At 75.6% G+C, this 10,650-nt stretch carries 8 protein-coding genes; 6 read left to right on the top strand and 2 right to left on the bottom strand.

Going from position 1 to position 10,650, the window contains the following annotated elements; genetic code table 11:
• The 3 genes from AC2CHG_RS26765 to AC2CHG_RS26755 form a co-directional block, all read left to right on the top strand.
• Nucleotides 1-413 (top strand): MDR/zinc-dependent alcohol dehydrogenase-like family protein (locus tag AC2CHG_RS26765; protein ID WP_484525839.1); only part of this gene is annotated, 413 nt, incomplete at its 5' end.
• Nucleotides 413-1,231: a sugar phosphate isomerase/epimerase family protein gene (locus AC2CHG_RS26760; protein ID WP_484525838.1), complete on the top strand. Its 819-nt coding sequence runs from the start codon at nucleotides 413-415 to the stop codon at nucleotides 1,229-1,231. The genes AC2CHG_RS26765 and AC2CHG_RS26760, both read left to right, overlap by 1 nt.
• Nucleotides 1,228-2,565, top strand: a complete 1,338-nt coding sequence (locus tag AC2CHG_RS26755; protein WP_484525837.1) for an MGH1-like glycoside hydrolase domain-containing protein — start codon at nucleotides 1,228-1,230, stop codon at nucleotides 2,563-2,565. The genes AC2CHG_RS26760 and AC2CHG_RS26755 overlap by 4 nt, the downstream gene beginning before the upstream one ends.
• 47 nt (nucleotides 2,566-2,612) lie before the next feature.
• Here the strand turns inward: AC2CHG_RS26755 and AC2CHG_RS26750 are convergent, their stop codons facing one another.
• Nucleotides 2,613-3,317: a CBS domain-containing protein gene (locus AC2CHG_RS26750; protein ID WP_484525836.1), complete on the bottom strand. Its 705-nt coding sequence runs from the start codon at nucleotides 3,315-3,317 to the stop codon at nucleotides 2,613-2,615.
• Nucleotides 3,318-3,412: 95 nt separating this feature from the next.
• Nucleotides 3,413-5,524 carry a molybdopterin-containing oxidoreductase family protein gene (locus AC2CHG_RS26745; RefSeq protein ID WP_484525835.1) on the bottom strand — a complete coding sequence of 704 codons (2,112 nt, stop codon included), beginning with the start codon at nucleotides 5,522-5,524 and terminating at the stop codon, nucleotides 3,413-3,415.
• Nucleotides 5,525-5,661: 137 nt separating this feature from the next.
• Between AC2CHG_RS26745 and AC2CHG_RS26740 the strand changes: the two genes are divergently transcribed.
• The 3 genes from AC2CHG_RS26740 to AC2CHG_RS26730 all read left to right on the top strand — a co-directional run.
• Nucleotides 5,662-6,054, top strand: a complete 393-nt coding sequence (locus tag AC2CHG_RS26740) for a DUF2267 domain-containing protein (protein WP_194801725.1) — start codon at nucleotides 5,662-5,664, stop codon at nucleotides 6,052-6,054.
• A 329-nt stretch (nucleotides 6,055-6,383) separates the two neighbouring features.
• A complete protein-coding gene (locus AC2CHG_RS26735; protein ID WP_484525834.1) occupies nucleotides 6,384-9,851 on the top strand; it encodes an AMP-binding protein in 3,468 nt (1,155 codons plus the stop codon).
• A partial coding sequence (locus tag AC2CHG_RS26730; protein ID WP_484525833.1) for a thioesterase II family protein occupies nucleotides 9,848-10,650 on the top strand: 803 nt, incomplete at its 3' end. The genes AC2CHG_RS26735 and AC2CHG_RS26730, both read left to right, overlap by 4 nt.

Raw genomic sequence — 10,650 nt, 5'->3', positions numbered from 1 at the left:
CCGCCGCGCTGCGGGCCGCCACCGACGGCCGGGGCGCCGACGTCTGCCTGGAGCTGTCCGGGTCGTACCCGGCGCTGCACGAAGCGATCCGCGCCACCGCGCACGCCGGGCGCGTCGTCGCGGCCGGCTTCTACCAGGGGTACGCCCACGGGCTGGAACTCGGCGAGGAGTTCCACCACAACCGGATCCAGCTCGTGGCCGCCCAGGTCTCCGGGCCCGATCCGGCACCCGGCACGGCCGGCCGGTGGTCCGGGACGCGGATCGCACACACCTTCATGGACCTGGTGGCCGAGGGCAGCGTCGACCCGCTGCCGCTGGTGAGCCACGTCGTCGACGCGGGCGCGGTGGCCGACGCCCTGGCGTTGCTCGACCGCGGTGACGGTGACGTCCTCCAAGTGGTGCTGAGGTTCTGATGGACATTCCGCTTGCCTGCCAGGAGCAGCTGCTTCCCGGCACCGACCTGACCCGGAAGTACGCCCTCGCCGTCTCCCTCGGCTACCAGGGCATCGAGCTGCGCGGGCGGGGCGACCACGCGCTGGCCCGGCGGCTGCCGGAGCTGCGCCGCGCCCGCGCCGCCGGCGTGGTCGTGCCGACCGTCTGCGTCGAGATGGACCACTTCATCGGCGACTTCGACCCGGGCCGCTCCCGCGACGCGGTCGACAACCTGCGCTCCCAGCTCTCGGTGATCGCCGAGCTGGGCGGTGTCGGCGCGATGACCCCTGCCGCGTGGGGCATGTTCTCCCGCCGGCTGCCCCCGTTCGACCCGCCACGCTCGGCCGACGGCGACCGGCGGGTCCTCGTCGACGCCCTGGGCGAGCTGGCCGCGCACGCCCGCGCCGAGGGGGTCACCGTGTTCCTGGAACCGCTCAACCGGTACGAGGACCACATGGTCAACCGGCTCGACCAGGCGGTCGAGCTGTGCCGCGCGGTCGGGTCACCGGCGCTGCGGGTCGCCGCCGACACGTACCACATGAACATCGAGGAGGACGACCCGCACGCCGCGCTGCGCGCCGCCGCGCCGTACCTCGGGCACGTCCAGGTCAGCGACTCCAACCGGCACCAGCCCGGCGCCGGGCACCTCGACTGGGGCGCGCTGCTGGCCACGCTCGACGCGATCGGCTACACCGGCTGGCTGGCGCTGGAGTGCCGGCTGCGCGGCGAGCCGGTCGCCGCGCTGCGCCAGGCCGCCACCGCGTTGGCCCAGGCCCGTCCCCGGCGGGCCGCCGCATGACGCTGACCACCGGGGTACGCGCCGACGCCGACCGCCACGCCCGGCTGCGCCGCCTCGCGCTGGCCACCCTGGACGCCAACTGGGAACACGACCACACCGTCCCCTCCCGCACGCTCTACCCGCACCAGTGGAGCTGGGACTCGGCGTTCATCGCGATCGGCCTGGCCCACGTCCGCCCGGACCGGGCCTGGCGGGAACTGCGCACGCTGTTCGCCGCGCAGTGGGTCGACGGGCGGGTGCCGCACATCGTGTTCAACCCGGCCTCGCGCGCCGGGCCGTACTTCCCCGGGCCGCAGTTCTGGGACTCGGCCCGCGCCGACGGCTCGCCGGCCCGGGCCACCTCCGGGATCGTCCAGCCGCCGGTGCACGCTCCGGCCGCCTGGCTGGTGCACCGCCGCGCGCCCGGCGAGGCGTCGGTGGCCGCGCTGCGGCGGCTCTACCCGAGGCTGGTCGCGCAGCAGCGCTACCTGACCGGTCGGCGCGACGCCGGGGGCGGCGGGCTGGCGTCGATCGTGCACCCGTGGGAGTCCGGGCTGGACAACAGCCCCGCCTGGGACGCGCCGCTCGCAGGGGTGCCCGCCGACGAGGCGGTGATGCGCGCGTACCGCCGGCACGACACCGCGCACGCCGACGCGGCGCAGCGCCCCACCGACCTGGACTACGCGCGCTACGTCGCGCTGGTGGAGGGCTACCGGGCCGGCCGCTACCGGGACGAGGGACTGCTCGGCCGGCACCCGTTCCTGGTGGAGTGCCCGCTGGTCAACGCCGCGCTCGGCGTCTCCGAGTACGCCCTCGCGCGCATCGCCGCGGTGATCGGCGCCGACCCGGGACCGCACCGTGACCGGGGTGCCCGGATCACCGAGGCGCTCGTCACCCGCCTCTGGGATCCGGTCGGCGGCACGTTCCGTCCCCGCGACGTGCGCGCGGACCGGCTCGTGCCGGCCCGGACCGTGCTCGGGCTGATGCCGCTGGCGCTGCCCGAACTGCCCGCCGCGCAGGTGTCGGCGCTGCTGGCCGAGGCGTGCTCGCCGCGCTTCGGGCTGGCCGCCCGGATGGACCGGCCGCTGCCCACGTACGACCGCACCGCGCCGGACTTCGAGCCGCTGCGCTACTGGCGCGGCCCGAGCTGGATCAACACCGGCTGGCTGCTCTGGCAGGGACTGCGTACCCACCGCCGGGCCGACCTGGCCGCCGGGCTGCGCGAGTCGCTGCTCGACCTGGTCGACCGGGCCGGCTGCCACGAGTACTTCCACCCGGACACCGGCGCCGGTCTCGGCTCACCGGCGTTCAGCTGGACCGCCGCGCTGGTGCTGGACGCGCTCGCCCAGGAGTGACGGCGGTGGGCGCCGGGTACGCCGGCACCCACCGGGCCGTCCAGGGCTCAGGCGATGCCGGCCGGGGTGCCGCCGCCGATGCGCAGCGCCGACATCGGCGAATCGTCGATCGCGTAGCCGAGCGCGTCGACCACCTCGACCACGCCGCTGACCTGCCGGGCCAGCCGCACCGCGAGCTGCGCGGTGGACCGGCGCTCCACCTGGCCGGTGAGCGTCACCACGCCCCGGTCCACTGTCACGTCCACCACGCCGTCGCGGACGCCGAGGCTGCGCCACAGCACCTCCTCGACCACGTCCCGCCGGATGCCGGCGTCCGGGCGCAGGTGCACCTTGAGCAGGTCACCGCGGGTGACGATGCCGACCAGCCGGCCGAGGTCGTTCACCACCGGCAGCCGCTTCACGCCGCGCGCGTCCATCAGCCGGGCCGCCTCCACGATCGTGGCGTCCGGGGTGATCGTGACCGGGGGAGCGGTCATCAGGTCGGCGGCGAGCGTCGCGCCGGCCTTCGCCCGCGCCTCGCGGCGGTGCCGGTCCGGCAGGATCCGCCGCTCCCGGGGCCGGCCCAGGAACTCCACCTTGTACATCAGGTCCGCCTCGGACACCACGCCCAGCACCCGGCGGGTCTCGTCCACCACCGGCGCCGCCGTGACGTGCCGTTCGGTCAGCACGTCGACGATCTCCCGGTACTCCGTGCCCTCCCGTACCGACGCCACGTCCCTGGTCATCACGTCCTGCACCTGCCACGTACGCATGGCGAACCTCCCTGTTGTCCGCCTCCGACGCTAGGCGGCGGCGACGGGCCGGAGCAGGGGCGCAAAGACCAGGTCAGGGGGCCGGAGGTCCCGAATCACCCAGCCGCGACGGGCTCCGCGACCTCGTCGAGGGGCGGCTCGGCGGTCAGCAGGGCGGCCGGCACCGGCTCGACCTCCACCCGGCAGTCGTGGAACGTGGGCGCCTCGCCCAGGTCGGTGTCCCGGACGCCGGTGACCGCGTTGACAGTGGACCGCCCCGGGCTGCGCCGCGCCCAGTACGCCTTGTACGTGAACGCCAGCCCGGGCCGGGCCGCCTCGTCCACCGCCACCGCGGCGAGGAACGCGCCCCTGTCGTTGAGCACGCGCACCGCGTCGCCGTCGGCGAGCCCGCGCGCCGCCGCGTCGGCCGGGTGCAGGTGCACCCGGGGCGGCCCGGCGCGGCGGGTGTGCCACGGCAGCGACGCGAACGTGGAGTTCATCAAATAGCGGTTGGCCGGGGTGAGCAGCGTCAGCGGGAACCGGCGGGCCAGCTCCGGGTCGGCCGCCTCGGCCGGTGGCGTGTACCCGGGCAGCGGGTCCACCCCGAGCGCGACCAGCGCCGGGTCGTGCAGCCGGGCCCGCCCGTCCGCCGTGGGGAAACCACCCTCGGCGTACGGCGCGGAGCCCACCGGCACGCCGGTGAGCCGGGCGTACGTGCGCTCGCGCAGTTCCTCGTACGTGATCGGGGCGTCGGCCAGCAACTGCCGGGCCAGGTCCTCGTCGCTGTCCCGGAACGCCGGATGGTCGATCCCGAGCGCGGCGGCGATCCGCCGGAAGATCTCGGTGTTCGGCAGCGCCTCACCCGGCGCGCGGGTGACCGGCAGGTTCAGCGTCGTGTAGTGGTGCCCGTAGGACGTCTGGAGGTCCAGGTGCTCGGGCTGCATGGTGGCCGGGAGCACCACGTCGGCGTAGTCGCAGGTGTCGGTCCAGCGCTGCTCCAGCACCACGGTGAACAGGTCGGCGCGGCCGAGCCCGGTCAGCAGCCGGGCCTGGTCCGGGGCGGTCGCCGCCGGGTTGGCGTCGAACACCACGAGCGAGGTGACGGGCGGGTCGGCCTCCCCGGTCAGCACGGCGGCCAGCCGGCTCATGTTCAGCGACCGGGCCGGCGGGGCGGGCATGCCGGCCGGCCGGATCACCGGGCCGTTGTCGACCCGGTGGTGACCGCTGGTGGTCACCAGCGCCCCGCCGCCGGGATACCGGAAGTCGCCGGTGACCAGCGGCAGCGCGCAGATGGCCCGGATCGCCTGCCCGGCGCCGTGGTGGCGTTGCAGGCCCAGCCCGACCCGTAAGGCCGTCGGCCGGGTGGTGGCGATCCGGTCGCCGAGGCGGCGGATCGTACCGGCGGGCAGGCCGCACGCGGCGGCGGCGCGTTCCACCGGCCAGTCGTCGAGCCGGGCGCGCAGTTCCGGCCAGCCGGTGGTGTGCGCGGCCAGCCACTCCTCGTCGGCCGCCCCGGCGTCGCGGACGTGCCGCATCAGCCCGAGCGCGAGCGCCGCGTCGGTGCCGGGTAGCGGCGCGACGTGCTCGTCGCTGCGGGCCGCCGTCTCGGTGCGCAGCGGGTCGATCGTCACCACGTACGCGCCGCGCTCGCGGGCCTGCTGCACGAACGGCCACAGGTGCAGGTTGGTGACGAGCGGGTTGGCGCCCCAGAGGACGATCAGGTTCGCCTCGACGATCGACTCCGGTTCGAAGCCGACCGAGGCGCCGTAGAGCGAGCGCAGCGCCGCCCGTGCCGCCGCCGTGCAGATGGTGGTGTCCAGCCGGGACGCGCCCAGGTGGGCGAAGAGCCGGGGCCCCATGGTCCAGCCCTGGATCAGGCCCATCGTGCCGGCGAAGTAGTAGGGCAGCACCGACTCCGGGCCGTGGAGTTCGATGCTCGTCCGCAGCCCGGCGGCCACCCGGTCGACTGCCTCGTCCCAGCTCGCCGGCCGGTACGCGACCCGGCCGGCGCCCTTCGGGCCGGTGCGGACCCAGGGCGTGGTGAGCCGGTCCGGCCCGTTCACCGCGTCCAGGTATCGGTTCACCTTGCCGCAGAGCGCGCCCCTGGTGAAGGGGTGGTCGCGGTCGCCGCGCAGCGCGACCGCCCGGCCGTCGTCGACGGTGAGCTGCCAGACGCAGGTGTCCGGGCAGTCCAGCGGGCAGGCGCCGGGGTGGGTGACGGGTGCCATGGCGCGGATGTTACCCCCGGTTCGTGACGTGGCGGCCGTTCGTCGTGGCCGGGGCGTTTGGCCGGGGCGGGGGCGGGTACCCGCCGGGGCCGAGCGGGGTGGGCGTGGTGCCCGCCGGCGGCGAGGGGAGGGGTGGGATGCGGTTCCCCCTGTTCGTCGAGGCGGTGGCGCGGCGGGCCGAGTTGCCCGCCGACGAGGCCGCGACGGTCTCCCGTGCCGTGTTGCAGACCCTCGCCGACCGGATCACCGCGGACGAGGCGACGGACCTGGCCGCGCAGCTGCCGGACGACGTGGGCGGCTATCTGGAGCCCGCCGGCACCGCCACCACGGGTGGCGCTGTCGACTTCCTGTACCGCGTGGCCGAACGCGCGGCGGTGGACCCGGCGGTCGCCGAGGTGGGTGCCGTCGCGGTGCTCGCCACCCTGCGTGACACGGTGACGGTGGGGGAGTTCCACGACCTCGTCGCGCAGCTCCCGAAGGGCTTCGACGCCATGGTGGACCCCATCCCGCGACCGCCGTACGATGTCTGAGCAGGCTCCCCGCGACCCGGGTTGAGCTGCGGCACCGAGGCCGTCTGCGGCGAAGATTCCACGGCCTGGAAGTATTTTCACCGTAAAATAACTTGTTGCCGGTCACCTACGCTGTAAATCGTCTACGCGCTAGAGGGATGATCGGACGAATTCCTCCGTCCGAGGTTCCAAGGTGCCGTCCCCTCTTCGGCTCAAGCCTCATCGCCGCTCTTCCGGCACAGGAATCGAGCCATATTCTGCTTCCAATGTGAAGTCCTGGGGGGGATCAATGATCACATTCGTCGATTGCTGCCTGCCTGCCCTCTGTGGAGCGCGACCCGCATCCTGACATGGCAGAGACGATGATCATCAATCGTTTCGGCGCGATCACGGCGGTACACGGCGGACGTCCGGCACTTCTCGGCGAGACCCACGAGGTCACCTACACCGAGCTGGCCGGGGCGGCCGGCGGGCACGCTGCCGTGTTCGCCGCCGCGGGCCTGCGCGCCGGAGACCGGATCGCGCTGCTCACCGCACACGGTGCACCGACCGTGGCGGCGATGCTCGGCGCCCTCGCGACCGGATGCGCGTACGTGCCGCTGGATCCGGGCTTCCCGGTCGCCCGGCTGCGCCACATGGTCGACGCCGCCGGCGTCACCGCAGTGGCCTGCGCCGCCGAGCACCGCGACCTGGCATCCACACTGGCCGGCGAGCGGCCGGTCGTCCCGCTGGACGAGGTGCCGCCGGCGCCGCTGCACCCGGTCGCGGCCGACCCGGACGCGCTCGCGTACGTGCTGTTCACCTCCGGCTCCACCGGCGTGCCCAAGGCGGTCGGGCAGACCCACCGCAACCTGGCCCACGTCGTCGACAACCAGATCGCCGCGCTCGGTGTCGGGCCCGACGACCGGCTCAGCCTGCTCGCGTCGTTCAGCTTCGACGCCGCCATCCCCGACCTCTACCCGGCGCTGCTCACCGGCGCCGCCGTGGTCCCGGTCGACCTGCGCCGTCAGGGGCTCGCGTACGCCGTCGAGCAGCTCGACCGGCACCGCGCCACGGTGCTGCACTGCACGCCCACCGTCTACCGCTTCCTGCTCGACACGCTCGGCGCGCGCCGGCTGCCCACGGTGCGGGCGGTGCTGCTCGGCGGCGAGCAGGCCACCTGGGCCGACGCGGCCCGCGGCCGGGACCGGTTCGCCCCCGAGTGCGTGCTCGTGAACGGCTACGGCGCGACCGAGATGACGTTCGCCGCCCGGCACGTGCAGCCGCTGTCCGAGGTGGACCCGGATGCCCGCGGGCCGCTGCCGGTCGGCGTCGCGTTCCCCGGCTACCGGCTGGACCTCACCCCGGACACCGGCGAGATCGTGGTCCGCAGCCGCCACCTCGCCCCCGGCTACCTCAACCAGGACAGCGACCGGTTCGGCGTCGACGCCGACGGGCTGCGGTCGTACCGCACCGGTGACCTGGGCCGGCTGCTGCCCGGCGGGGAACTGGTCTGCCTCGGCCGACTCGACCGGCAGGTCAAGGTGCGCGGCCACCGGGTCGAGCTGACCGAGATCGAAGCCGTGCTGTCCGCCCAGCCCGGCGTCGCGGGCGTCCGCGCCATCGTGCGCGACGGCGAACTGCTCGCGTACGCCCGGCCGGCCGGTGCCCGCCCGGACCCGGTGGCGCTGCGCGCGGCGCTGACCGCCATGCTGCCCGACTACGCCGTGCCCCGAGCGGTGGTGGTGGTCGACGAGTTCCCTCTCACCGTCACCGGCAAGGTCGACGAGCGGGCGCTGCCCGACCCGGTGACCGAGGTGCCGGCCGAGGAGGCACCGGCCACCGACACCGAACGCGCCGTGCACGACATCTGGTGCGCCGTGCTCGGCCGCGACGCGGTCGCCCGCACCGCCAGTTTCTTCGACGTCGGCGGGCAGTCGCTGCTGCTGGGCCAGGTGCAGCAGCGCCTCGCCGAGCGGTTCGGCGTACGCCTGCCGATGCTGCGCCTGTTCGACCACCCGACCGTCGCCGCTCAGGCGGCGCTGCTGGACGCCCCGCCCGAGGCGGTCCGCGCCCCGGTGCTGCCCGCGCCCGCCGCGCCGGTGCGCGCCGCCCGCGAGTACACCGGCGACGAGATCGCCGTGGTCGGCGTCGCCGGGCGGTTCCCCGGCGCGCCCGACGTGGCGACGTTCTGGTGGAACCTGTGCACCGGCGTCGACTCGGTGCACGACCACACCGACGAGGAGCTGGCCGCGCTCGGCGTCGGCCCCGGCCTGCGCGCCGACCCCCGGCACGTCCGCGCCGCCGGCCAGCTCGACGGGGTGGCCGACTTCGACGCCGAGTTCTTCGGCTTCGCCGCCGACGAGGCCGCCCGTACCGACCCGCAGCACCGGCTGTTCCTGGAGACCGCCTGGGAGGCACTGGAGGACGCCGGGCACGACCCGGAGCGCTTCCCCGGGCTGGTCGGCGTCTACGCCGCCACCTCGGCCAACCGCTACTTCCTGTTCCACCTCATGGACAACCCGGCCGTGGTCGGCGACGTCGACCCGGACGACTGGGAGGCCCGGCTCGTCGGCCGCCAGTTCACCGACCACCTGCCCGGTCAGGTGGCCTACCGGCTCGGCCTGACCGGCCCGGCGATGGCCGTGCAGAGCGCCTGTTCCAGCTCGCTCGTCGCGGTGTGCGTGGCCGCGCAGAGCCTCGCCGACTACCAGTGCGACCTGGCGCTGGCCGGCGGGTCCACGGTGATGTGGCCCCGGCACCGGGCCACGCCGGGCGGGCTCGCCTCGCCCGACGGCCGGTGCCGCGCCTACGACGAGGGCGCCGCCGGTTCCGGGTTCGGCTCCGGCGCGGGCGTGGTGGCGTTGCGCCGGCTCGCCGACGCGCAGGCCGACGGCGACCGCATCTACGCGATCCTGCCCGGCTGGGCGGTCACCAACGACGGCCCGGACCGGGCCGGCTTCGCGGTGCCCGGCCCGGCCGGACAGGCCGCCGCCGTCGCGGGCGCGCTCGCCACCGCCGAGGTCGCGCCCGGCGAGGTCCGCTTCGTCGAGGGCCACGGCAGCGGTACGCCACTGGGCGACGCCATCGAGGTGGCCGCGCTGCACGAGGTGTACGCGGGCGCCGCGCCCGCCGAGTCCACGGCGCTCGGCTCGGTGAAGACCAACATCGGTCACCTCGACGCCGCCGCCGGCATCGCCGGGCTGATCAAGACGGTGCTCGCCGTCCGGCACGGGGTGATCCCGCCGAACCTGCACTTCACCCGCCCGCACCCGGAGATCGACCTGGCCGCCGGGCCGTTCTACGTGCCCACCAAGGCGCGGGACTGGCCGGACGACGCGCGCCGGGTCGCCGGGGTCAGCGCGTTCGGCCTGGGCGGCACCAACGCGCACGTCGTGGTGGAACAGCCGCCGCCCGCCGAACCGGCCGACCCGCCCGGCGAGGGGCCGTGGCTGCTGCCGGTCTCCGCGCGTACCCCGGCGGCGCTGCGGGCCGCGCTGGCCCGCCTGCGCGGCCACCTGGCCGGGGTCGCCCCGGCGCTGTCCGACGTGGCCGCCACGCTGGCGCTGGGCCGGCGGGCGTTCGCCCACCGGGCTGCCGTGGTCGCCGCCGACCTGCCGGCCGCGCTGTCCGCGCTGGACGTGCTGCTGGACACCGGCGCCCGCATCGCCGGTGACGGCGGCCCGCTGGGCGAGACGGCAGCCGACTGGGTCGCCGGGCGCGACGTCGACTGGCACGCGCTGCACCCCGAGGGCACGGTCCGGCGCACCGGACTGCCCACCTACCCGTTCCAGCGCCGCCGGCACTGGATCGACCCCGTGCAGAAAGGTCCGCGGTGAACTGGTTCGTCTCCGCCGGAAGCCGACCCGAGGCGCCGGTGCGGTTGTTCTGCCTGCCCTACGCCGGAGCGGGCGCCAGCGCGTTCCGGCGCTGGGCGGCCGAGTTCGGTGCGGGCGTCGACGTGGTGCCGGTGCAACTGCCCGGCCGGGAGAACCGGATCACCGAGGACCCGCGCTTCAGCGTCGCCGAGGTGGCCGACGCCATCGCCTCCCGCGCCGACCGCCCGTACGCGATCTACGGCCACTCGATGGGCGGACGGCTCGGCTTCGACGTGGTCCGCGAGCTTCGCCGTACCGGCCGCCCGCTGCCGCTGCGGCTCTACGTCGGCGGCGCCCGCGCCCCGCACGTCGCCACGCCCGGCCCGTTCGACGGGCTGTCCCGGGCCGGCGACGACGAGCTGCTGCGCCGCCTCGGCGAGGGCGGCGGCCTTCCGGCCGAACTGCTCGACCACCCCGAGCTGGTGGAACTGCTGCTGCCGCTGCTGCGCGCCGACTTCGGCCGGGTCGACGACTACCGCCACGTGCCGGGCGAGCCGCTGCCGGTGCCGATCGTCGTGTTCGCCGGCCGCACCGACCGGGCGGTCAGCCGCGAGCAGAGCGCCGCCTGGGCCGAGCACACCGCGGCCGGCTTCACCCTGCACGAGCTGGACGGCGGGCACTTCTTCCTGCACGACCGGCTGACCGAGCTGGCCGCGCTGATCCGGGCCGACCTGACCGCCGCGCCCACCGACACCCGCCCCGGCACGCCGGACGCGGGTCCGGACCCGGTGCGCGCCGCCGGCCGCGGGACCGCCGGCGC

This window comes from Micromonospora sp. ATLC20 (assembly GCF_057196585.1).
The sequence above is the reverse complement of the archived record's forward strand: the minus strand, read 5'-3'. Positions and strand labels throughout refer to the sequence as shown.

What these genes read in the sequence shown, in the direction of transcription:
- AC2CHG_RS26740 (WP_194801725.1), top strand. Translation starts at nt 5,662, where the DNA reads ATGCGGTTCCCCCTGTTCGTCGAGGCGGTGGCGCGGCGGGCCGAGTTG.
- AC2CHG_RS26755 (WP_484525837.1), top strand. Translation starts at nt 1,228, where the DNA reads ATGACGCTGACCACCGGGGTACGCGCCGACGCCGACCGCCACGCCCGG.
- AC2CHG_RS26750 (WP_484525836.1), bottom strand. Translation starts at nt 3,317, where the DNA reads ATGCGTACGTGGCAGGTGCAGGACGTGATGACCAGGGACGTGGCGTCG.
- AC2CHG_RS26745 (WP_484525835.1), bottom strand. Translation starts at nt 5,524, where the DNA reads ATGGCACCCGTCACCCACCCCGGCGCCTGCCCGCTGGACTGCCCGGAC.
- AC2CHG_RS26760 (WP_484525838.1), top strand. Translation starts at nt 413, where the DNA reads ATGGACATTCCGCTTGCCTGCCAGGAGCAGCTGCTTCCCGGCACCGAC.
- AC2CHG_RS26735 (WP_484525834.1), top strand. Translation starts at nt 6,384, where the DNA reads ATGGCAGAGACGATGATCATCAATCGTTTCGGCGCGATCACGGCGGTA.